This is a genomic window from Gammaproteobacteria bacterium, assembly GCA_019911805.1.
Classification (GTDB): Bacteria; Pseudomonadota; Gammaproteobacteria; order Thiohalobacterales; family Thiohalobacteraceae; genus JAHJQQ01.
This window is the reverse complement of record JAIOJV010000051.1, coordinates 1-22,578: the sequence shown is the minus strand read 5'-3', so window position 1 is coordinate 22,578 and position 22,578 is coordinate 1. Positions and strand designations below refer to the sequence as shown.

18 protein-coding genes and 2 tRNA genes are annotated in these 22,578 nt (G+C 64.3%); 9 read left to right on the top strand and 11 right to left on the bottom strand.

Going from position 1 to position 22,578, the window contains the following annotated elements; all coding sequences use genetic code 11:
- Positions 1–321: 321 nt before the first annotated feature.
- Genes K8I04_05275 through K8I04_05265 form a run of 3 tightly spaced genes read right to left on the bottom strand, consistent with a single transcriptional unit; the run spans position 322 to position 6,213 of the window.
- Complete coding sequence (locus K8I04_05275) at positions 322–3,468, bottom strand: efflux RND transporter permease subunit (GenBank protein MBZ0071119.1); 3,147 nt, start codon at positions 3,466–3,468, stop codon at positions 322–324.
- A gap of 1 nt (position 3,469) precedes the next feature.
- Positions 3,470–4,954, bottom strand: a complete 1,485-nt coding sequence (locus K8I04_05270) for an efflux RND transporter periplasmic adaptor subunit (protein MBZ0071118.1) — start codon at positions 4,952–4,954, stop codon at positions 3,470–3,472.
- On the bottom strand, positions 4,951–6,213 hold the full coding sequence (locus K8I04_05265; protein ID MBZ0071117.1) for a TolC family protein: 1,263 nt from the start codon (positions 6,211–6,213) through the stop codon (positions 4,951–4,953). The genes K8I04_05270 and K8I04_05265 overlap by 4 nt, the downstream gene beginning before the upstream one ends.
- Positions 6,214–6,471: 258 nt before the next feature.
- On the opposite strand from K8I04_05265, the gene K8I04_05260 reads away from it, so the two are divergent.
- Complete coding sequence (locus K8I04_05260; GenBank protein MBZ0071116.1) at positions 6,472–7,152, top strand: heavy metal response regulator transcription factor; 681 nt, start codon at positions 6,472–6,474, stop codon at positions 7,150–7,152.
- The gene (locus K8I04_05255; protein MBZ0071115.1) at positions 7,152–8,588 is read left to right on the top strand and encodes a heavy metal sensor histidine kinase; all 1,437 of its coding nucleotides are present in this window, start codon (positions 7,152–7,154) and stop codon (positions 8,586–8,588) included. Before K8I04_05260 ends, K8I04_05255 begins: the two co-directional genes overlap by 1 nt.
- A gap of 187 nt (positions 8,589–8,775) precedes the next feature.
- Here the strand turns inward: K8I04_05255 and K8I04_05250 are convergent, their stop codons facing one another.
- Positions 8,776–9,633 carry a hypothetical protein gene (locus tag K8I04_05250; protein ID MBZ0071114.1) on the bottom strand — a complete coding sequence of 286 codons (858 nt, stop codon included), beginning with the start codon at positions 9,631–9,633 and terminating at the stop codon, positions 8,776–8,778.
- A 624-nt stretch (positions 9,634–10,257) separates the two neighbouring features.
- Positions 10,258–10,770 carry a DsrE family protein gene (locus K8I04_05245; protein ID MBZ0071113.1) on the bottom strand — a complete coding sequence of 171 codons (513 nt, stop codon included), beginning with the start codon at positions 10,768–10,770 and terminating at the stop codon, positions 10,258–10,260.
- 572 nt (positions 10,771–11,342) lie between these two features.
- On the opposite strand from K8I04_05245, the gene soxA reads away from it, so the two are divergent.
- From soxA to K8I04_05210, 7 genes are all read left to right on the top strand, one after another.
- Positions 11,343–12,197 (top strand): sulfur oxidation c-type cytochrome SoxA, encoded by an 855-nt coding sequence (gene soxA / locus K8I04_05240; GenBank protein ID MBZ0071112.1) that lies wholly within the window; start codon positions 11,343–11,345, stop codon positions 12,195–12,197.
- Positions 12,198–12,237: 40 nt separating this feature from the next.
- Positions 12,238–12,933, top strand: a complete 696-nt coding sequence (soxX, locus tag K8I04_05235) for a sulfur oxidation c-type cytochrome SoxX (protein MBZ0071111.1) — start codon at positions 12,238–12,240, stop codon at positions 12,931–12,933.
- An 881-nt stretch (positions 12,934–13,814) separates the two neighbouring features.
- Complete coding sequence (locus K8I04_05230) at positions 13,815–14,408, top strand: MarR family winged helix-turn-helix transcriptional regulator (GenBank protein MBZ0071110.1); 594 nt, start codon at positions 13,815–13,817, stop codon at positions 14,406–14,408.
- 67 nt (positions 14,409–14,475) lie between these two features.
- The gene (locus K8I04_05225; GenBank protein ID MBZ0071109.1) at positions 14,476–14,712 is read left to right on the top strand and encodes a thioredoxin family protein; all 237 of its coding nucleotides are present in this window, start codon (positions 14,476–14,478) and stop codon (positions 14,710–14,712) included.
- A gap of 12 nt (positions 14,713–14,724) precedes the next feature.
- Positions 14,725–15,201, top strand: coding sequence for a cytochrome P460 family protein (locus K8I04_05220; protein ID MBZ0071108.1), 477 nt, complete (start codon positions 14,725–14,727; stop codon positions 15,199–15,201).
- 8 nt (positions 15,202–15,209) lie between these two features.
- Complete coding sequence (locus tag K8I04_05215; protein ID MBZ0071107.1) at positions 15,210–15,356, top strand: hypothetical protein; 147 nt, start codon at positions 15,210–15,212, stop codon at positions 15,354–15,356.
- Between the two features lie 514 nt (positions 15,357–15,870).
- A complete protein-coding gene (locus K8I04_05210; GenBank protein ID MBZ0071106.1) occupies positions 15,871–16,971 on the top strand; it encodes a Fic family protein in 1,101 nt (366 codons plus the stop codon).
- A 308-nt stretch (positions 16,972–17,279) separates the two neighbouring features.
- Here the strand turns inward: K8I04_05210 and K8I04_05205 are convergent.
- The 6 genes from K8I04_05205 to K8I04_05180 form a co-directional block, all read right to left on the bottom strand.
- Positions 17,280–17,356, bottom strand: a tRNA-Arg gene (locus K8I04_05205).
- 280 nt (positions 17,357–17,636) lie between these two features.
- Positions 17,637–17,726, bottom strand: a tRNA-Ser gene (locus tag K8I04_05200).
- A 100-nt stretch (positions 17,727–17,826) separates the two neighbouring features.
- The gene (gene csrA, locus K8I04_05195; GenBank protein MBZ0071105.1) at positions 17,827–18,030 is read right to left on the bottom strand and encodes a carbon storage regulator CsrA; all 204 of its coding nucleotides are present in this window, start codon (positions 18,028–18,030) and stop codon (positions 17,827–17,829) included.
- A gap of 206 nt (positions 18,031–18,236) precedes the next feature.
- Complete coding sequence (locus K8I04_05190) at positions 18,237–19,460, bottom strand: aspartate kinase (GenBank protein MBZ0071104.1); 1,224 nt, start codon at positions 19,458–19,460, stop codon at positions 18,237–18,239.
- A 135-nt stretch (positions 19,461–19,595) separates the two neighbouring features.
- The gene (gene alaS, locus K8I04_05185) at positions 19,596–22,241 is read right to left on the bottom strand and encodes an alanine--tRNA ligase (GenBank protein ID MBZ0071103.1); all 2,646 of its coding nucleotides are present in this window, start codon (positions 22,239–22,241) and stop codon (positions 19,596–19,598) included.
- A gap of 186 nt (positions 22,242–22,427) precedes the next feature.
- Positions 22,428–22,578 (bottom strand): RecX family transcriptional regulator (locus tag K8I04_05180; GenBank protein ID MBZ0071102.1); only part of this gene is annotated, 151 nt, incomplete at its 5' end.

Sequence of the window (22,578 nt, the reverse complement as noted above, 5' to 3'; positions counted from 1 at the left end):
GCCAGCGTTAGTGTCGTTCATTTCAACAAAAATGCAACAGGGGGCAAACCATAGTTTCCCAGGGCGCCAGAACGTGGTCTACACCCTGTTCGATGAGGCACGCAGATCGGCCTGCAATCAAATGAAGGTAAGCGCCTAACGAACCACAGGCTTGCTCATCCGATCCTGATCTGATCCGTGTCGAGGTTACCTGGCAGCAGCGCCCAGGAGATCAAGACAGATCAATGTTCCATGCGGCCTGTTCAGATACCCATGCCCAGCAGGGCCGTCACTATCTCTCCATGCCAACACCGCCGCGCATACCACTCACGGCAGCGCGCATCAGCCTTGCGGCAGCGCGCGTCCCCGCCAGACCAGAAAGACTGCCGGCACCACCAGCAGCGTCAGCACGGTGGCGCTGACCATCCCACCGACCATAGGCGCGGCGATGCGGCGTGTGACCTCCGAACCGGTGCCGCTGCCGAGCATGATCGGCAGCAGGCCGGCGATGGTCGCCGCGACGGTCATCATGATCGGGCGTACCCGCAGCAGGGCGCCCTCGATCACGGCCTGCCGCAGTTCATCCCGGCTCACCGCACGCTGTTCACGCTCGGCCGCCTGCACATGGCGCTGATAGGCCTGGTTGAGGTAGACCAGCATGATCACCCCGATCTCGACCGACACCCCGGCCAGGGCGATGAAACCGACACCCACGGCGACCGACAGATCGTAGTCAAGCCAGTAGAGCAGCCACAGACCGCCCACCAGCGCCAGGGGCAGTGTGCCCAGGATGATCAGGACCTCGGCCAGGCGCCGGAAATTGAGATAGAGCAACAGTACGATGATGGCCAGCGTCACCGGAATGACCAGGGCCAGGCGCTGTTTGGCGCGTTCCAGGTACTGGTACTGACCCGACCAACTGAGTGAATAACCGGCCGGCAGTGCGACCCGCTCGGCGACCGCACGGCGGGCCGCCTCGACATAGGAGCCGAGGTCGTGGCCATGGATGTCGACATAGATCCAGCCGTTGGGCCGCGCGTTCTCGCTCTTGATCATGCCGGGGCCGTCCTCGATGCGTACCGCTGCGACATCGGCCAGCGCCACCTCCTCGCCACTGGGCGTGACGATGGGCAGCAGACGCAAGGTCGTCAGCGAGTCACGCACGTCGCGCGGGTAGCGCAGATTCACCGGATAGCGTTCCAGCCCCTCGACCGTTTCGGTGACGTTCATGCCGCCGACCGCCGTGCGTACGATCTCCTGCACGTCGGCGACGTTCAATCCGACGCGCGAGGCCGCGACACGGTCGATGTCGACCATCACGTAGCGCCCGCCGACCACCCGTTCGGCGAAGGCGCTGGCGGTGCCGGGCACGTCCCGCAGTACGGTCTCGATGTCCTGACCGATACGCTGGATCACCGTCAGATCCGGTCCGGCGATCTTGATACCGACCGGCGTCTTGATGCCCGTGGCCAGCATGTCGATGCGAGTCTTGATGGGCATGACCCAGGCATTGGTCACGCCCGGCAGCTGCACGCGCCGGTCGAGTTCCGCGCGCAGCCGCTCCAGGGTCATGCCCTCGCGCCACTCGGATTCTGGCTTGAGCTGGATGATGGTCTCCACCATGGTCAGTGGCGCCGGGTCGGTGGCGGTCTCGGCACGGCCGATCTTGCCGAAGACGCGCTTGACCTCGGGCACGGTCTTGATGAGCCGGTCGGTCTGCTGCAGCAGTTCCTCGGCCTTGCCGATGGACAGTGCCGGAAAGGTGGTCGGCATGTACATGAGGTCGCCTTCGTACAGCTCGGGCATGAACTCCGCCCCCAGCTTATCCGCCAGCGGCCACCAGCCCGCCAATGGCCAGGCCATCGACGCCGCGATCAGCAGCGCCAGCGCCAGCATCAGCCGCGGCGCATGCAGCACCGCATCGATCATCGGTCGGTAGGCCGCGATCAGCAGTCGGTTTATGGGGTTGCGCGCCTCCGGGCGCACACGTCCGCGGATGAACCAACCCATCAGCACTGGCACCAGCGTGATGGACAACAGGGCCGCGCCGGCCATGGCGTAGGTCTTGGTATAGGCCAGCGGCGCGAACATGCGCCCCTCCTGCGCCTCCAGCGTAAAGATCGGCAGGAAACTCAGGGTGATGATCAGCAGCGCGAAGAACAGGGCCGGGCCGACCTCGGTGGCGGCGCGCGCCATCACCTCCCAGCGGTTCTCCGCCGTGACCTCCTCGTTCTCCATATGCTTGTGCACGTTCTCGATCATGACGATGGCCGCATCGACCATGGCGCCGATGGCGATGGCGATGCCACCGAGCGACATGATGTTGGCATTGATGCCCTGCAGACGCATGAGGATGAACGCGATGAGGATGCCGATGGGCAGCGAGATCACTATCACCAGCGAGGAGCGCAGGTGGAACAGGAACACCGCGCAGACCAGGGCGACGACGAGAAGCTCCTCGATCAGCTGGCCCTGCAAGGTCTTGATGGCGCGCTCGATCAGGCTGGAGCGGTCATAGGTCTCCACGATCTCGACGCCCGCGGGCAGGCTGCGGGCCAGCTCCGCGAGCCGGGCCTTGACGGCGTGGATGGTCGTCAGCGCATTCTCACCCCAGCGCATGACGACGATGCCGCCCACCACCTCCCCCTCGCCGTCCAGATCGACGACACCGCGACGCAGCTGCGGACCGAGACGGATCTCGGCGACATCGGCGAGCAGCACCGGGGTGCCGTTGGCGTTCGGCCCGAGTGGTACCTGGCGCAGATCCTCCACGTCCTGGATATAACCGGTCGCACGCACCATGTACTCGGCCTCGGCCATTTCGATCACCGAGCCGCCGACCTCCTGATTCGCCCGCTGGATCGCCTGTTTGACCTTGGCGAGCGGCAGCTGGTAGGCCCGCAGCCGGTCGGGATCGACCACGACCTGATACTGCCGGACCATGCCGCCGGCCGTCGCGACCTCGGCGACGCCCGGCACGGCCTGCAGTTCAAATTTGAGGAACCAGTCCTGCAGACTGCGCAGCTGGGCAAGGTCGTGCTGCCCGCTGCGATCGAGCAGCGCGTACTCGTAGACCCAGCCCACACCGGTGGCATCCGGCCCGAGTGCCGGCCGCGCGCCCTCCGGCAGCCGACTCTGCACCTGGGACAGGTACTCCAGCACGCGCGAGCGCGCCCAGTAGAGATCGGTGCCGTCGGCGAAGATCACATAGACGTAGGAGTCGCCGAAGAACGAATAACCGCGCACCGTCACCGCCCCCGGCACCGACAACATGGTGGTGGTGAGCGGATAGGTGACCTGGTCCTCCACCACGCGCGGGGCCTGGCCGGGATAACTGGTCTTGATGATGACCTGCACGTCGGACAGGTCGGGGATGGCATCCAGCGGCATGGTGCGCACGGCCCAGATGCCCCAGCCGACCAGGATCAGCGTCAGCAACAGCACCAGGACACGGTTGCGGATCGACCCGTGGATGATGGCAGCGATCATGTCAGTCCGCGCGCTCGATGGATGTGATTTCGTAGCCCGTCCCGTCGGGGGTATGCGTCAACGTGAAGCGGATGTGCTCGCCCACTCTGAGGTCACCCGTAGCGACGCCCGCCGCGAGTTCGAACGGCATGGTCATGGCCGGCCAGCCCAGCACCGCGATGGGGGCGTGCGTGAGCGTGACCTGACGGGCCTCGGGGTCGACCGCTTCCACGGTGCCGGAGCCGACGATCGGCCTGTCGGTCCCGGCATCGGAGCCGCCCGCCTCCCCTGCCGGGGGCTCCGCCCCCATACGCATCAGGCTGCCCTTCAGGCTGGCCTCCGAGTCGATGAGAAACTGACCGGACACGACGATACGATCGCCCGCTGCCAGTCCCTCGCGGATCTCCACCCGGTCGCCCGACTCGATACCCGACACCACGTGGGCGGCGCGGAAGCGGCCCTCGCCGAGCGCCAGGATGACCCGCTCGGAATCGCCGGTGCGGATCAGCGCCTCCCGCGGGATGCTGAGGACATCGGTCTTCGGTCCCGCGTAGATGCGCACGGCCGCGTACATGTCGGGTTTGAGGCGCTCGTCCGGATTATCGAAGCGCAGACGCACCCGCAGGGTGCGGGTCTTCGGGTCGATCGAGGGGTAGATGAACTCGGCCACGCCCTCCAGGGTTTCGCCGGGCAGATAGGACAGCCGCACCTCGGCCGGCATGCCGACCTGCACCCAATCGGCCTGGCGCTCGAACACGTCGACGAGCAGCCAGACGCTGGCCAGATCGGCGAGCGCCAGCACCTCGGTCGTGGGCGTGACATACATACCCTCACGCACGCTCAGGCGGGCGACGACCCCGTCCTGGGTGGCATGGATGCGCACCCGTTGCGCCACCTTGCGGGTGCGCTCGAGCGCGCCGATCTGCTCTGGCGCCACCCCCAGCGATCTGAGACGCTCGCGCGAGGCACCGACCAGAGACGCATTGCCCTGGCGCAGGGCCTGCAGAAATTCCTCCTGGGCATTGACCAGATCGCGCGAGTACACCTCGAACAACACCTCGCCCGCCGTCACCCGCTCGCCAACGGATTTCACATAGAGCCGATCGATCCAGCCATCGGTGCGCAGATGCACATGGCTGATGCGACGCTCGTCGTAGGACACGTAGCCGACGGTGTCGATGCGGCGCCGCAACGGGCCGTGCTCGACCGCGGCGGTGCGCACACCCAGGTTCTGCACCACCACCGGGTCGATGCGCACCGCGTCGTCGGCACCCGCCGCCGCGTCGGCGTATACCGGCACCAGGTCCATACCCATGGGCGACTTGCCGGGCTGGTCGCGGCGATAGCTCGGGTCCATGGGCGCGACCCAGTAGAGGATCGCCTGCCCCGCATCAGCCGGTCCGGCAGCCGTCGCGGCGTCGCCGCCCGTGCGCTGCTGAACCAGATAGCCGGCCGCGAAACCGAGCGCGATCAGCACGAGACCCGTGACCCAATACCCTGCCTTCATGCGCCTTCTCCCGCCAGGTAGAGGAGCCGTGCCTGCACCTGGGCGGCGTCGACGGCCACGCGCAGTGCATCCAGGCGCAGGTCCAGCTCGGTGATGCGCGCGCGCATGACGGTGCTGAAATCGGTCACGGCAGTCTCGTAGGCGCGCAGCGCGGCGAGCGCGTTCTGTCCGGCCTCCGTGATGAGCCGTTCCTCATAGTGCTGCCGGCGTTCGTTCAAAAGCCGCCAGCGGGCATGCTCGGCCTCCAGCATCCGCTGCAGCTCATAGAGCCGGTCCGCGCGCGTGAGGCTGGCCGCCTGCACCTCCTTCTGACTGGCGGCGAGCAGGCGGTCCTGGCGTTTGTCCGCAAACAGCGGCACGTCCAGCAGGACCATGGCGGACAGATAATCGGGCCGGTCGCTGCCATCGGGATTGGTACCGGCGCTGTCGCCGTAGGTGACATCCAGCGACCAGGCGGGCTTGTAGCGCTGGCGCGCGAGGCCCACGTCGAGCTGGCTCGCAGTTACGCGTCGATCCTCCACGGCGATCAGCGGATGCCGGGGCAATCCCTGCGCCAGGGTGGCGTAGTCCGGCGGCACCGGCAGCTGCGGCCGCCCGGCGGTGAGTGGACGTCGCGCCTCGGCCGGACCGATCAGGCGCCCCAGCCCCGCCCGCGCCTCGTCCTGCCGGGTGCGCACCTGCAACAGCCGGTCGCCGAGCAGCGCCAGCTCCAGTTGGGCGCGCAGCACGTCCTGCTGATTGCGGCGTCCGGAGGCATACTGTGCGCGCGTGACCTCGACGAGGTCCGTAAACAGCCCCCGGCTCTGCACCAGGATGCGCTCCGCCTCGATCTGATACTGCACCTCGAGCCAGGCAATGCGCGTATCGCGCAGGACGCGCAGCCGTTCCGCATCGGCCATGGCGTCGGCGGCCGCGGCCATGGCCGTGCCGCGGTCGCCGCGCAGCGCCAGCGTACGGCCGGGAGGGAAGTTCTGCACCACACCGATCTGCAGCTGCGTCATCGCCTCCTGGCTGCGGCTGAAGGTGTCGGTCGGCAGGCTCATCGCACCGAGCTTGAGCTTCGGATCGGGCAATTGCGCCGCCGCGACGGACTGCTCGCGCAGCGCCTCGGCCTGGGCGGTCCGTGCCGGCGCGCTGACATCACGGGCCAGCGCAAGGCGCTCGGCCTCGCCCAGCGGCAGGGTGGCCGCCTCGGCGCCGCGGGCCCCGGGCGCATGCAGGCACAGCATCACCACGGCGACTCGGACCAAAACATGCATGACAGTGAACCCTCGTCCAGTACACCCGATCCGGTGGCGGAGCCAGGACCGGGCCCGCACGCCGCATCCCGCTCATTGTGCCGTCACGATAACAGCCGCTCCCTGTTGGCAGGGTGACGTCGACATTACACTTTTGTAATGTCGCTGCAGGCTTGCCGGATGGGGTGCAGGGCGCCAACAATACCGCAGCTGGGCCTGCGTGTGACACCTGCGTCACGGCTGGTGTGCGGCCAACCCCCTCAGCCCACAGGAGATCCCGTGAAAATCCTTATCGTCGAAGACGAGCAGAAGACCGGCGACTACCTGAAGCAGGGCCTCAGCGAGGCCGGCTTCGTCGTGGACCTCGTGCGGGACGGTCTGGACGGTGTGCAACTGGGGCTGACGGAGCCCTACGACCTGATCATTCTCGACGTCATGCTTCCCGGCATAGACGGCTGGCAGGTGCTGCAATCCCTGCGCCGTGCGGGCCAGGAGACACCGGTCATCTTTCTGACCGCGCGCGATCAGGTCGGGGACCGGGTGAAGGGGCTCGAGCTGGGGGCGGACGACTACCTCGTCAAACCCTTTTCGTTCGCCGAACTGTTGGCCCGCGTGCGCACCCTGCTGCGCCGTGGCCGCTATACCGAGCCGAGTGTCCTCAGCGCGGCCGATCTGGAACTGGACCTGCTCACGCGGCGCGCCTCTCGCGGTGGAACACGTATCGATCTCACCGCCAAGGAATTCGCGCTGCTGGAACTGCTGCTGCGCCGCCAGGGCGAGGTGCTGCCGCGCTCCCTGATCGCCTCGCAGGTCTGGGATATGAATTTCGACAGCGACACCAACGTCATCGAGGTTGCCATTCGGCGCCTGCGCGCGAAGGTCGATGACGCCTTCACACCCAAGCTGATCCATACGATCCGTGGCATGGGGTATATCCTCGAAGTCCCGGCATCCACATGATGGCGTGGCGCCGTTCGATCACGCTGCGTCTGACCCTGCTGTTCGCCCTGGCGTCCACCACGGTGCTGGTGGCGGTCGGCGCCCTGACCGGCCTCGTCGCCGAACGGCATTTCGAAGAAATGGACCTCGGCGAACTGCGGGGTAAACTCGAACTGACCCGCCACGCCCTCGCCCAGGTCCACTCGGCCGCCGATCTCGACGCGCTCCCGCAGCAGCTCGACGCCGCGCTGATCGGGCACCCCGCCCTGTCGGTCGCGGTCCTGGATCAGGCGGGTCGGCCGCTGTACGCCACACCGGATGCCTACTTCCCGCCGAGCCTGACGGACAGGCACTATGCCGCCATGTCCCGACCGTCCAATCCCGTCACCTGGGAACACGCCGGCCACATCTATTGGGGCATCGCGGCTGTGGTGCCGACCGGTCTTGCGGGGCGGTCGCGCTTCACCGTCGCGATCGCCCTCGACATACGGCACCGGCACGAATTCATCCAGACCTTCGAGGAATCCCTCTGGGCACTGTTCATCTTCGGCATCGCCGTTTCGGCGCTGCTGGGCTGGTTTGCCGCCCATGTGGGCCTGGCACCGGTGCGGCGCATCGCCCTCGTCGCCAAGGGCATCTCCGCCCGCCAACTCGATGATCGTCTGCAACTCGACACGGTCCCCGCAGAGCTGACGGACCTGGCCGTATCGTTCAACGACATGCTGGCCCGTCTCGCGGAGGCCTTCCAGCGCCTGTCGGACTTCTCCTCCGATCTGGCGCACGAGCTGCGCGCGCCCATCGGCAACCTCATGACCCAGACCCAGGTCGCGCTGTCGAAGGCGCGTTCGGCGGACGAATACCGGGAGATCCTCAGCTCGAACCTCGAGGAATACGAGCGCCTCGCCCGGATGACCGCGGACATGCTCTTTCTGGCACAGGCGGACCGCGGGCTCATCGTGCCCCAGCACGACACGGTCGATCTGGCGACCGAACTCCGCCAGCTCAGCGAATTCTATGAGCCGTTGGCCGAGGAATCGGGGGTCACACTGACGGTGCGCGGCGCCGGCACGGTCACCGGGGACCGGCTCATGCTACGCCGGGCCCTCGGCAACCTGCTGTCGAACGCGCTGCGTTACACGGGGCGCGGCCGGACCATCCTGGCGTCCATCGCCGTGCGGGACGACGGCGGCATCGCGGTGGCGGTGGAAAACCCCGGTCCGGAGATCCCTCCGAACCACCTGCCCCATCTCTTCGACCGTTTCTATCGCGCCGACCCCTCCCGCACCCGCGGCGGCAACGGCAGCGGCAGTGCAGGCCTCGGCCTGGCCATCACCAAGTCCATCGTCGCAGCACATCAGGGCCGCATATCGGTCACCTCTGCGGACGGCGTGACCCGTTTCGAGATCGTATTGCCCGCTGATGATCGCGTGTCCGCCGGCCGGCATGAGGCGGAATGAACCCTGTACCCGGTGCCGGCCGCGGCTACCTGTGGAATCGGAGCAAGATCAGAGGGCTGGCGAGAAATGATAAAACGAGAGAGGGGTACCTTGATCCTCGGACAACGCCATTTTTATTGTAACGCGCACGCCAAGTCCTTCGTACCCGCGTGAGCACATGTGTTACGCCGCTGTATGACAAGGAACATTAGCGGCAGGTCGACAGGTACTTCGCGGTGGGCCCCTGGCAGGGGTCGGCACTGAATTTTGCCTCGCCCGGAGTCGCTGCGTCTTCCGGGGCGGTGTTGGCCTGTGCGACCGGCGGTGTTTCTGCAGGCATCGTGGAGCCGAACTTTCTCCGTACCGCCTGTTCGGCTGCGCGGACGGTTGCCGCCTCGTCGCGTACCTGCGGTGCCTCCGCTTCGGCTGCCAGGCGTCGGGCCTGTTCGGCCTCGCGCGCCTTCTGCGCTTCCGCCTCGGCCGCCAGGCGTGCCTGTTCGGCACGTTGTGCGGCCTGACGCTCGGCTTCGACACGGCGGCGCTCGGCCTCCTCGGCGGCACGCGTCTCGGCGGCGATACGGGCCTCTGCGGCCTTTCTGGCGGCTTCGCGCTCGGCCGCCAGCCGTGCCTGTTCGGCGTGCTGGGCCTGGGCGAGCTCCTGCTCGCGCTGCCGCAGGCGTTCGGCCTCGGCTGCGGCGGCGCGTTCACGTTCCTCGGCGGCCTGCTGTTCCAGGCGTTCGTTCTCGATGCGGATACGCTCGGCCTCGGCTTCGGCGGCGGCGCGGGCACGTACCGCCGAGGCAGCCGCCAGGCGTGCCGCCGTGTTCTCGATCTCGGCGAGGCGTTTGGCGTGATCGGAGTGGGTCGGTCCCGTGTCGGCTTCGGTCGTCGTCGCGGGCTGGGGTGCGGCCGGTGCCGACTGCTCCGGGCCGGACGACATGACGAAGCCGACAATCGCCGCAACCACGACGCCGCCACCCAACATCAGCAGGTTCTTGGCCATCCCGCCCGGCTTGCCGGTATCTGCGGCAGCCTGCGTCGATTTTCCCTTCAAGTCGTCGTCCACGGATGCTCTCCCACCTGGGTCACAGTGTACGAGTGTGCCTGGTTCAGCCTTTCCCGTATCGGCAGGGCGTTGGTCGTCTATAGGTTGGCCGGCGCAAATTCAGCGGGTGAGCCGGGCAGGAGGATCGTCCGAAACAGTGCGTCAGACCAGCTCAACAGCTCGATGACTTCCACAATTCTGGCGTTGGCGACGTCATCCGTACCCGACTGTTACATGTCGCAATACAACCGGCGTATCGCCTGCACGAATCTGTCGAGGGTGATATAGGCTTCGGCCTCCCCTCCGGCCACCTGGCCCGTGGACGCCGACCTCTTGGCTTCGACGATGACCAATGACGCGGTCCCCGCCGATCACACCGCCCTGGGCTTCCACGGCATGGCCTATTCGGTTTTCGAGGAGACCCAGTACCTGACTGATCAAACCGCCCGGCCAGTGACCTTCCACCCCCACCGACGCATTGTGGCGGTAACTCGACCAGCGATGCTGCCCCGCTCGATTTACCATGCCTGCGCGCACCGGGTTCAACTCGATATCGCGCTGTCAGGTCAGCAGCCAGCGGCTGGCGTCGATCAGCGACGCCCGCGCAGAGGCCTTCACGGCCGCTGGCGGGCGCTCCCGGACAGGTCACTCGATCTTGATATACGCAAAGCCATCGTTCTGCAGTTGGGCGATCTCTACCACCCCCGAGGGTACCAGCGTCACGCCTTCGTACAGCTGGTCTTCGGCGAGTCCGATCTCGCTGCGGGTGATGTTGCACAGCTCGAGTTTCACCCCCTGCACGCTGCGCAGTGCCTTCAGACGACCGGCGTTATTGGCGCGACGCTCGGCCATCGCCGCGTCTTCCTCGAACGGCGTACCGCTGAGCTTGTTGTCGGTGACGAAACGGATGCCGTGGGCGACGAACACGATGCGTACATCGTAGTCGATCAGCTCGTTCTGGTAGACGGTGACCATATTGTTGATGCTGGTCAGCATCGCGCTGAAGCGACGTGGGTCGGCGAAATCGGCATGGTAGACGACCTTGGCCACCTCCGCGGCCCGGGCCGTTGGCGGCGACAGGCCGGTGATGACGCTGCCCAACAGCAGCAGGCCCAGCAGCGAGTGCACGCCGATAGCGGAAAATCGGGGCGTATTCATGATAGCTCCTCACGGGTGGATGATGCCGGCGCCGCGGATTCGCGGGCCGCTTCGGGTGATGCTAACACCCCCTCGCGTCGGCATCTGCACAGCGGCTGGCAGATGCGCCGGTCGCCGGCGGCGAATGAAAGGCACCAATTGCCACCCGCTATCGATCGGGCATATGGCCGTGAGATGGCTGGAACCGGATTTATCTGCCCGAAATCCGGTCGTTAATGGCCGTTCCTGTGAAACACCTTCGCCAGGAGGCGTGCTACACGGCGCACACTGCAAGGTGACGGTTTTTTGCCGCTGAGACGACGCCGAATCGGGGATGCCAGCGCTGCTGGCGGGCGCAGCTGAGAAGAGGCCCGGTGTGCTGCCAGGTCAGGCGGCCCCGGCGCGGTTACGGCGGTTTTTATTTCTGGGGTTTTGTGCGCCTCGGACCAACATTCTTCCGCAACCGGTCTTCGATTGACGCAAGTAAAAGCGCTCACTACGCTAGATATACCACACGCGGCCCGGTGCCGTCGGTCGTGCCGCATCATTACACTAATCGACGACCAGTCGATCAGGAGATGAGGAGAACAGCCATGCGTAAAAAGATCACGTGGGTGCTGTCTGCAACGCTGGCCCTGGTGGGCGCGGCGGCTGCAGAATCCTACGATTCGTACGAGCCACCCGAGGATGTCCTGAACGGCATCATCAGCAAGAACCCCGATGATGCCTATCTCACCCAGAGCGAGCAGAACCTGATGATGATGCCGGACAACCCGGCCCTTTGGGTCGCGGAGGAAGGCGAGGCGCTGTTTCACGAGCGCCGTGGCCCGAAAAACGTGTCACTGGAGGGATGTGACTTCGGCAAGGGCCCCGGTGTACTGGACGGTGCCTACGCAGAGATGCCGCGCTATTTCGAAGACACCGGTAAGGTCATGGACCTGCAGAACCGCCTGATCTACTGCATGACGACCCTGCAGGGCTTCCCCGCCGATGACCCCGCGGTCACCAAGCTGCACGGCTCTTCTTCCGACATGATGAAGCTGCAGACCTATATCGGCGGCAAGTCGAGCGGTTATGCGTGGAACCCGCCGCTGGATCATCCGCTGGAAAAGGCGATGCGTGACGCCGGTGAGGTCATGTTCTACCGTCGAGCCGGGGTCATGGATTTCAGCTGCAACACCTGTCACGGCCAGACCGGCAAGCGCATCCGGGCCTCGGTGTTGCCGAACCTGAAGATACCGGAGGAATGGACCAAGGCAGTCTCCTGGCCGGCCTACCGGGTGGGCCATCAGGAGGTGCGCAGCAGCCAGCACCGTCTGCGCGGTTGCTATTGGCAGATGCGCCAGGCACAGGTCATCGCGGGTTCTGACGCATCGATTGCGGTGATTTCGTTCTGGACGGATGCAGCCCGTGGCCAGCCGGCCATCCTGCCCGATATGAAGCGCTGAGCGCCGGCCGCAAGCCGTACCCACCAGAGGAGAATCTACAATGGCAAACCTGAAGACACACGCGGCGGCGCTGGCCGTGCTCGTACCCTTCGTCTCCATCATCGGCGGCGGTGCCATAGCCGAGACCGACCCGGCCAAGGGTGCCGACTACACGGCGATGACGCCCGAACAGCTGGCCGACTACCTCATCTTCGACGCCAACGGCTTCGTGCTGGACGCCAAGACCCAGGAGGGCGGGGTCTCGCGGGATCGCATGATCCAGGACGAGATCCAGAAGATCTGTTCGGCGTCCAAGGATGCGCCTCTGGACAGCGAGACCCAGGCGAAGGTGATCGGGCTGGCCCAAGCGTCCATCGTCTATCCGGAGGATGGCATCAAGCTCGGTGACTGGAAGAAGGGCAACGAAGTGGCGCGCTCCGGTTATGGCTTCCGGATCGGCCATCGGGTCGACGACCACAGTAAGGAAGCGCCCGGCGGCAACTGCTACGCCTGCCATGAGATGGACCCACAGGAGTTCACCTTCGGTACCGTGGGTCTGAGCCTGAAGAACTATGGAAAGCTCCGCGGGACCAGCGAGCAGATCCTGAAATACACCTATGACATGATCTACAACGCCCATGCCTACTTCCCGTGTACGCGCATGCCGCGCTTCGGCAGCAACGGGGTGTTGACGCAGGAGCAGATCCGCGACGTGATGGCCTACCTGTTGGACCCGGAGTCCCCGGTCAACCAGTAGAGCGTGCTCCGACGGCCCTCCCCGGCCGTCTGCAAAGACCGCCGGGTAGCCGTCGCATCGCTCCCGGTGGCCTGTCAGCGGCTGGTGGCCGTTGCGCGCGCGAACGCACCCTGGTTGCCGGTCTTGCTATCCTTGCGCAGCCCGGTCTCCAGTGGGTGCGTCATCCGGGTCTGTCCATTTCCACCCGTTGTTTCTCGACGGGGTGACGTCGCAACCAGAACGTGGTTTGGCCTGGCACTTGATGACTGAGGCCGAGGACCTGCCCGGCCTGCCGCCGACAACCGCTGAATAAATCCCCCTTCCTCTTCCGACGGGGGAGAACGACTTTTTTTGCAGGATGCCAGAGAGCTGGTCACTTATTCTTTTTTATCATCCTGCTTTTGCCGCCGCTGCCTCGCCCCACCGGGTCGGTTTTTCTCCTCGTTGCTGAAGGTAAAACGGCCAAACAATACGCAGCCCTTCATACCAGGATCGCATGCACGACCCGGCACCTTCATGCACCGACCATTATTATCGTGTGGACAACCCCAGCCACCCATCGTATTCACCTCGCAAACAAATGCCACATCACGGCTGTCCCATAAACCCTACGCGAACAGGAACCGGGTTTGAAGTGGCATATCGCTGGTCATGGGCATGGCGGACCCGGATCATCGCGCCGGGAATGGCGCTCCTACCTCAAAACTCCTTCCGGTGCGCCTGGTAGGGTGCGTCGAGGCGCAGCCTGACGCACCGGGGTTCGTACCACCGCCGGTGCGTCGCTGACGCCGACGCACCCTACGAGGTCCCGGCGCCAGCAGGCACGGCATTCCCGCCACGACCCCGGTGGAAGGTTGCACCGAGGCTTGACAACCCGGAACTAATGATTAGGATTGCTAACTATGAAGTTCGACCACATCTCGGAACCGTTGGAACGCCGCATCGCCGACGGGTTGACCCGGCTCGCTGCGGTGGCGCGGCAGCTGGATTGGCAGGCAGCCGAGGCAGCCGGTCTGTCCCCCACCCAGGCCGACATCCTTCGGTTCGTCGCCAACCGAACCGAGGGGGTTCGTCTCACCGCAGCCGCAGCGCACGCGGGGGTACGCAAGGCCACGGCCAGCGATGCTGTGACTACCCTGGAACGCAAGTCGCTGTTGCGCAAACAAGCGGATATCTCGGATGGACGCGCGATCATGCTGAAAGCGACGACGAAAGGATTGCGGATCGCTCGAGAATGGCCGGCCAGCTTCGTACCGGTGGTCGAAGGCCTGTCGGAGAGCGAGCAGGAAGTAATGCTCGCATTGGTGATCAAGATGATCCGGCAATTGCAGCAGCGCCAATTGATCGCCCCACAGCGCACCTGTGTGAGCTGCCGACACTTCCGCGAGAACGTCGCGCCGGGCACGAGCACACCGCATTTCTGTGCGTTCGTAGGCGCGCCCATGGCCGAGCGACATCTGCGCGTCGACTGTGCAGAGCACGAATCCGCCGCCTGATGGCGGTTATGGACCCCCGTTCCCGGCAACGGGGTTTTTATTAAACCGAATAGTTAGGAGTCCTTATATGAAAGAGCGGGCAGTGCTCTACCACGCCGGCTGTCCCGTCTGTGTTGCTGCCGAGCAGCAGCTTGCTGAAGCCATCGATTCTGCGCGTTTCGATGTCGAGAGCGTGCACCTGGGCGAGCGCACATCGCGTATCGGTGAAGCCGAATCAGTCGGGGTGCCGTCAGTGCCCGCGCTGGTCATCGGTGGACAGTCGTTTCACATCAACTTCGGCGCAGCCATCGCCGATCTGAAATAAGGAGATAGACCCATGAGGCAACTTATCCTGGCCGCACTTTGCGCGGCAACATCGACAGCCGTACTGGCCGCTGATCCCCAGGTTCCTTATCCCGAGGGTTATCGTGACTGGCATCATGTGAAGAGCATGGTGATCGAGGAAGGTCACCCGTTGCACGCTGCTTTCGGCGGCATTCACCATCTCTATGCCAACGACAAGGCCCTGGAAGGTTACCGGAGTGAGCACTTCCCGGACGGGTCCGTGATCATCTTCGACCTGCTTGAAGCGGTCGCCGCCGACCATGCCATCACCGAGGGCCAGCGCAAGGTGGTGGGCGTAATGCACAAGGATTCGAAGAAGTTCGCAGCGACGGGTGGCTGGGGCTTTGAAGGTTTCGGCGGAGGTGACCGGTCCAATCGGGTCGTGGGCACGAACGCAGCCTCGGCCTGCTTCGCTTGTCATGTGCCGCAAAAGGCCCGCGACTACACCTTCAGCACACTAAGGGAGTGAGGCAGGCCATGGTTCAGCCGCAACTGGCACCGAACTGGTGCATCTCTGCATGGCCGAACACACCGGAATCCATTGATCTGGAGGCGCAGCGCGGCCGCGTAGTGGTCGCCTGCGCCTTCCAGATGCTGTGTCCCGGTTGTATCTCCCTCAAATGACGACCGCCCACGAACTGTTCGCCAGGCAAGGCGTGCTGGTCGTGGGTCTACACACGGTGCTTGAGCACCATGCAGCGATCACAACCACCTCGCTGCGCGCGTCCCTATTGGAAAACCGGATCCGTTTTCCCATGGGTGTGGATATGCTCACGGATGACGGTGGACCGGCACCTCTAATTCTGGCGCACCCGGAAGGATTGCCAGCCCTGCGGCCGTTCTGCGCGCCTCCAGCGCTGGTTGAACATGAACCGTTCCGGGTTTTGGGGAGGCTTCAACTTTTGAGAAGGTGGGGTCTCCTCAAAACCCGGGGCGTATATGGACTCCTCCCCTCAGCGCAAGTTTTTTGATGGCGGGATCAACGCGAACGTATATTCGGCTTCAAGTTGGGAACCCTGTCCTTTGCCCCCCTTGCGGAGAATAAATCTCCTAATCTCCGCACATATTGCGGATGTTTTGCTTGTCTATGCGGAGAATACTAGCCATAATGTCCGCATAATATGCGGAGTATAAGAACATGTATCTATGGGAAAAATCAGAATGGCCTGCGTTAACCTGGGACGAAAAGGCGCTGGCAAAGCTGCTCGCACAGGTCTCCCGCGAGCAGGGACGGCTGCTTGGCAAGATGGAGGCGCTCGGCTTTGACCTGCGGGGCGAAGCCCATCTGCGCACCCTCACCGAGGACGTGGTCAAATCGAGTGAAATCGAAGGTGAAAAACTGGAGCGCGACCAGGTCCGCTCTTCCATTGCGCGGCGGCTCGGTATGGATATTTCCGGCCTTGTCCCGTCAGATCGCAATGTCGAGGGCGTGGTCGAGATGATGCTTGATGCCACCGGCAACTATGCACAGCCGCTCACACAAGACCGGCTGTTCGCCTGGCACGCCTCGCTCTTTCCCACGGGCCATAGCGGCATGACCAAGATAGTGACCGGAGCATGGCGGGACGACAGCACCGGCCCCATGCAGGTGGTTTCAGGACCGGTCGGCAGGGAAAAGGTGCACTATGAAGCGCCGCCCGCTGCTCGCCTCCCCATCGAGATGAAAAAGTTTCTGGAGTGGTTTGAAGAGCCCAAAGATACCGACCCCCTGCTCACGGCAGGACTGGCGCATCTGTGGTTTGTCACAATCCACCCGTTCGACGATGGCAACGGCCGCATCGCCCGTGCATTAGCGGACATGGCGCTCGCCCGTTCGGAGAAAACCGGGCAGCGCTTCTACAGTATGTCTGCACAAATCGGGCGTGAACGGGGTGACTACTACAGTACGTTGGAAGAAACTCAGAAAGCTACACTCGATATGACGCGCTGGCAGAGCTGGTTCCTTACCTGCCTGCTGCGCGCCATCGAAGGAGCCCAGGACACCCTCGGCGCGGTCCTCAGCAAAGCGCAATTCTGGGAACGCTTCGCCAAAGAGCCCCTGAACGAACGCCAGATCAAAGTCCTTAACAGACTGCTCGACGGCTTCGAGGGTAAGCTGACTACATCCAAATGGGCGAAACTCGCAAAATGTTCGCAGGACACCGCCTACCGCGACATCCTCGACCTCCTTGATCGTGGCGCACTCAATAAAGACCCCGGCGGCGGCCGCAGCACCAGCTATTCGTTGGTGACCAAGTAACCCTCCACGAATAGCAATGCGCATCACCGGTAAGAACGCTGTCGGGATCGCGCACGCGCCTCCGGCGCTGGTCGAACTCCGATCGAATAGTCGGAGTTTCGAACCCTTACGGGCATAAACCAAAAAGGCCCACCCTTGCGGGTGAGCCTTTTCCGTTTATATGGCGCGCCCGGAAGGATTACCGGCCCTGCGGCCGTTCTGCGCGCCTACGGCGCTGGTCGAACTCCTATCGAATAGTCGGAGCTTCGAACCCTTACGGGCATAAACCAAAAAGGCCCACCCTTGCGGGTGAGCCTTTTCCGTTTATATGGCGCGCCCGGAAGGATTCGAACCTCCGACCGCCTGGTTCGTAGCCAGGTACTCTATCCAGCTGAGCTACGGGCGCGTATGGAAGGCGGAGATTATCCAGTATCAGCGGGAAAATTCAAGGTGAAAATCGAAGGTCTGGGGACTACCCCTTAGGGCGTACGCTGTGCCGATCTCCGGGGAAAAAGGGAACCTCACTGGTCCCCTCCCGTTTGTTTGACGGAGAGAGGGGGCTTATTCGGGCGCTTTGCGCCCTCACCCCTCCGGGGCCTCCGGCCGCTCCGTCGAACCACAGGGTCCTCATCAAGGCCTCTCACTTCACCAAACAAAGAAGGCCCCACATGGGGACCTTCTTTATTTGGCGGAGAGAGAGGGATTCGAACCCTCGATAGAGTTTCCCCTATACACCCTTAGCAGGGGTGCGCCTTCAGCCGCTCGGCCATCTCTCCACGCCCGACGCTCGCAGTCTGTTCGAAGGCTTTGCGGCGGGGGCGGTAGGATACCGTGAAGCGGTGTGGGAGGTAAAGTGCGGCGACCGGGGCGGTAGAATCAATCGTGGCCCTCAGCGACGGCGCCGTCGCCCTGCTCCTGCTCGCGCTGGATGCGCTCGTAGATCTCTTCTCGATGCACCGCGACATGCTTGGGAGCGTTCACACCGATGCGTACCTGGTTACCCTTCACGCCGAGAACCGTGACCGTCACTTCATCACCGATCATCAGTGTCTCACCCACTCTGCGAGTCAAAATCAACATGTGTGAATCTCCTTACTCATTCACTTCCGATATGTAATCCATCACTGGCGCAATGACCAGCAGAACACCCGACAGAGCCGGCATACGCATAGTTGTCGGCCTTGACGACCGAAACTATAGATCCCTCATTAACCAACTATTTTTATTGTAGAAACCACGGAATCGTGGTGGGTGGACCGACCGCACGGCCCGGCGGGAGGCGACGCTCAGGGCTCCTTGTCCAACTCGAAGGCGTCGTGCAGGGTGCGCACGCCGAGCTCGAGGTATTTTTCGTCGACGACCACTGAAATCTTGATCTCGGACGTCGAGATCATCCGGATATTGATACCCTCTTCCGCCAGCGCCCTAAACATAGTTGAGGCAATCCCGGCGTGCGAGCGCATGCCGACGCCGACCAGAGAGATCTTGACGATCTTGTCATCGCCCAACACCTCGCGGGCACCGAACTCCTTGGCGCCCGTCCGGATAACCGCCATCGCCCTGTCGTAGTCGTTGCGGTGCACCGTGAAGGTAAAATCTGTGGTATCACCCGCCGGGGAGACGTTCTGGACGATCATATCCACCTCGATATCGGCATCCGCCACCGGCCCCAGCACCCGATGCGCCACACCCGGCTGGTCGGGAACGCCCAACACCGTGATCTTGGCCTCGTCGCGACTGAAGGCGATACCCGAGATCAGTGGGTTTTCCATCTTTTCGTCCTCATACGTGATCAGGGTGCCCTCGCCTTCCTGGAAGGAGGACAGTACGCGCAACGGCACATTGTACTTGCCGGCGAACTCCACCGCGCGGATCTGCAGGACCTTGGAGCCGAGGCTCGCCATCTCGAGCATTTCCTCGAAGGTGACCCGCTCCAGTCGGCGTGCCTCCGGAACCACCCGTGGGTCAGTCGTATACACCCCATCGACATCGGTATAGATCTGACACTCGTCGGCCTTGAGGGCCACCGCCAGTCCGACCGCCGTGGTATCCGATCCTCCACGCCCGAGCGTGGTGATATTACCCTGTTCGTCCACACCCTGAAATCCGGCGACGACCACGACCTTGCCGTCCATCAGGTCCTTGCGGATGCGCACCCCCTCGATCTCCTGGATGCGGGCCTTGTTGAAGGCGCTGTCGGTGCGGATATGCACCTGTTGGCCGGTATAGGAGCGGGCCGGACAACCACGCTCATGCAGGGCCATGCACAGCAGGGCGATGGTCGCCTGCTCGCCCGTGGCCAGCAGCACGTCCAGTTCCCGCGGGTCGGGCTTGCTGCTCATGCTCTTGGCGAGCTTGATCAGGCGGTCGGTCTCGCCGCTCATCGCGGACAGCACCACGATCACATCATGGCCACGTCGACGATAATCGATCACCCGATCGGCCACCGCTGCAATACGTTCGGGGCTGCCAACGGAGGTGCCGCCGTATTTCTGTACGATCAAACCCATGATGTCCTGGCGACGCCTCGTGTCAAATCACGCGCTGCGCAGAACCGGGTCGGCCGGGTCGGCCGGTCCGGTTCTGCGCAGCGCGCACAAAGAGGCGCAGATTAGACTACAAAACAGCACCCGTTTAAACTGCCATCAGGCGGTTTCCGTCGCGGCGAGGCGGGATTTCACCCAGCCGGCGACATCGGCCAGGGCGGCATCCAGATGCTCGGGCCGGTTACCGCCGGCCTGAGCCATGTCCGGGCGGCCACCGCCGCGCCCCCCCACCCGTTCGGCCACACAGTTCACCAGGTCGCCGGCCTTGATCCGGCCGGTCTGGTCCTTGGTCACCCCCGCGATCAGACTGACCTTGTCACCGTCCACCGTAGCCAGCAGGATGGCTGCCGAGCCCAGTTTGTTCTTGAGCTGGTCGACGGTGTCCCGCAGGGCCTTGGAGTCGATGCCATCGAGACGGGCCGCCAGGACCTGGATGCCATCGACCTCGATCGCCTGGCTGGCCAGGTCGGTACCCTGCTGGCTGGCGAGCTTGGCCTTCAACTGGTCGAGCTCCTTCTCCAGGCGGCGGCTGCGCTCGACCAGTTGGCCGACCTTCTGCTCGACATCCTGGGCGCTGCCCTTGACCAGGCCGGCGATGCCGCCGAGGGTCTTTTCGGTCTGGGCCACGTAGTCCAGGGCACGCTGGCCGGTCACGGCCTCGATGCGCCGCACCCCGGAGGCGACCCCGCCCTCGGAGACGATCTTGAACAGCCCGATGTCGCCGGCGCGACCCACATGGGTGCCACCGCAGAGCTCGACCGAGAAGTCCCCCATCGACAATACGCGCACCTCGGTGCCGTACTTCTCGCCGAACAATGCCAGCGCCCCCGCCTGGATGGCATCATCCATGCCCATGACACGGGTCTCGACCGGATGGTTCAGGCGGATCTGCTCATTGACCAGGCCCTCGATGCGCGCCAGCTCAGCGGGCTTGACCGCCTCGAAGTGGGCGAAGTCGAAGCGCAGCCGCTCCGGGTCGACCAGCGAGCCCTTCTGCTGCACGTGGTCACCGAGCACGTGGCGCAATGCGGCGTGCAGCAGATGGGTCGCGGAGTGGTTGAGCATGGTCGCGCGGCGCAGGCCTGCGTCCACGTGGGCCTCGATGCTGTCGCCGAGCTTGAGGCTGCCGGATTCCAGCGTGCCGATGTGTATATGCACGCCCTGTTGCTTCTGGGTATCGAATACCTTGAAGCGCGCATTCGACGCTTCCAACACGCCCTGATCACCGACCTGGCCACCGGATTCGGCGTAAAACGGGGTGTGGTCGAGGATTACGAAACCATCCTCGCCCGCTTCCAATTGCTGCACAGGTTGAGGATTCAAATTATCGCGATACAGTGCAGTCACGCGGCATTGATCGATTAGATGTTCATAGCCGGTGAAATCGGTGCAGCCTTCGACCTTGAGCGCGCTTCCGTAGTCGACGCCGAACTGGCTGGCAGCGCGGGCACGCTCACGTTGTGCCTCCATCTCGCGCTCGAACCCGGCCATGTCGAGCACCAGCTCGCGCTCGCGGGCGATATCGGCGGTCAGGTCCACGGGGAAGCCGTAGGTGTCATAGAGCTTGAACACCGTCGCTCCCGGAATCTCCCGGCCCTGCAGGGCGGCGATGTCCGCCTCCAGGATCTTCATGCCCTGATCGAGGGTCTCGGCGAAGCGTTCCTCTTCCTGCCTGAGCACGCGCTCGATCTGCGGGCGCGCGGCCGCCAGCTCCGGGTAGGCCGCACCCATGTCGGCGCACAGCGGCCCGATCAGCTTATAGAAGAAGGTATCGTTGATGCCCAGCCGGTAGCCATGCCGCACGGCACGGCGCACGATGCGGCGCAGCACGTAGCCGCGCCCCTCGTTGCCCGGCAGCACGCCGTCGGTGATCAGGAAGGCGCAAGAGCGGATGTGGTCGGCGATCACCCGCAGCGAACTGTGATCGGTATCCTTACGCCCCGCAAGATCGGCGGCAGCACGGATCAGGCTCACGAACAGATCGATGTCGTAGTTGCTGTGCACACCCTGCAGGACCGCCGCCAGGCGCTCCAGGCCCATGCCGGTGTCGACCGAGGGTTTGGGCAGCGGCGACATCTTGCCGGCGGCGTCGCGGTTGTACTGCATGAAGACGAGATTCCAGATCTCGATATAGCGGTCACCGTCCGCCTCGGGTGAGCCGGGCGGACCACCGGCGACCGCCGGCCCGTGATCGTAGAAGATCTCGGTGCAGGGCCCGCAGGGGCCGGTATCACCCATGGACCAGAAGTTGTCGCTTTCGTGCTGCCGGCCGCCGGGCGTATCGCCGATGCGGGTGAAGCGCGCGGGGTCGACACCGACCTCCTTGAGCCAGATGTCAGCCGCCTCGTCATCGTCCTGGTAGACAGTGATCCACAACCTCTCCGGTGGGAGATTCACCGTTCGGGTCAGGAAGTCCCAGGCGTAGTGGATGGCCTCGCGCTTGAAATAGTCGCCGAAGCTGAAGTTGCCCAGCATCTCGAAGAAGGTGTGGTGGCGGGCGGTGTAGCCCACGTTCTCGAGGTCGTTGTGCTTGCCGCCGGCGCGTACGCAGCGCTGGGAGCTGGCGGCACGCTGGTAGTCGCGCGGGTCCCTGCCGAGGAACACGTCCTTGAACTGCACCATGCCGGCATTGGTGAAGAGCAGCGTCGGGTCGTTGCCGGGCACCAGCGGCGAGCTCGGCACGATGCGGTGGCCCTTCGCAGCGAAGTAGTCGAGGAAGGCTTTGCGGATCTGCTCGGTTTTCACGATGTTCCTGCTGTCGTTCTGGCGTGGTGCGCGCCCTTGCGGCGGGTATCCCCGAAGTCGGGCCCTAACTTTAGGCGTACCGCCCTCGGACGGACACTCTCTCTAGAAAGCCCCCGATACTCGCTTGGTTCGGGGATACCCGCCTCCGGGCGCCTCAGCCAAGGACACTACCCCCGCAGCTCGGGTTCAGTCCTCGCTGTTGCCGAAGCTGGCGCGGATCTGCCCGGTGGTAAAGCCGCGGTACTCGAGGAAGCGGGACTGGCGGGCGCGCTCGCGCACGTCCACCGGGCTCGTTCCGCCGAAGCGGCCGGCGCGCACCGCCCGCGCCAGCGCGCAC

Coding starts and splice junctions, on each gene's coding strand:
- K8I04_05275 (MBZ0071119.1), bottom strand. CDS start 3,468: ATGATCGCTGCCATCATCCACGGGTCGATCCGCAACCGTGTCCTGGTG.
- K8I04_05270 (MBZ0071118.1), bottom strand. CDS start 4,954: ATGAAGGCAGGGTATTGGGTCACGGGTCTCGTGCTGATCGCGCTCGGT.
- K8I04_05265 (MBZ0071117.1), bottom strand. CDS start 6,213: ATGCATGTTTTGGTCCGAGTCGCCGTGGTGATGCTGTGCCTGCATGCG.
- K8I04_05255 (MBZ0071115.1), top strand. CDS start 7,152: ATGGCGTGGCGCCGTTCGATCACGCTGCGTCTGACCCTGCTGTTCGCC.
- K8I04_05245 (MBZ0071113.1), bottom strand. CDS start 10,770: ATGAATACGCCCCGATTTTCCGCTATCGGCGTGCACTCGCTGCTGGGC.
- soxA (MBZ0071112.1), top strand. CDS start 11,343: ATGCGTAAAAAGATCACGTGGGTGCTGTCTGCAACGCTGGCCCTGGTG.
- soxX (MBZ0071111.1), top strand. CDS start 12,238: ATGGCAAACCTGAAGACACACGCGGCGGCGCTGGCCGTGCTCGTACCC.
- K8I04_05230 (MBZ0071110.1), top strand. CDS start 13,815: ATGAAGTTCGACCACATCTCGGAACCGTTGGAACGCCGCATCGCCGAC.
- K8I04_05225 (MBZ0071109.1), top strand. CDS start 14,476: ATGAAAGAGCGGGCAGTGCTCTACCACGCCGGCTGTCCCGTCTGTGTT.
- K8I04_05220 (MBZ0071108.1), top strand. CDS start 14,725: ATGAGGCAACTTATCCTGGCCGCACTTTGCGCGGCAACATCGACAGCC.
- K8I04_05215 (MBZ0071107.1), top strand. CDS start 15,210: ATGGTTCAGCCGCAACTGGCACCGAACTGGTGCATCTCTGCATGGCCG.
- K8I04_05210 (MBZ0071106.1), top strand. CDS start 15,871: ATGTATCTATGGGAAAAATCAGAATGGCCTGCGTTAACCTGGGACGAA.
- csrA (MBZ0071105.1), bottom strand. CDS start 18,030: ATGTTGATTTTGACTCGCAGAGTGGGTGAGACACTGATGATCGGTGAT.
- K8I04_05190 (MBZ0071104.1), bottom strand. CDS start 19,460: ATGGGTTTGATCGTACAGAAATACGGCGGCACCTCCGTTGGCAGCCCC.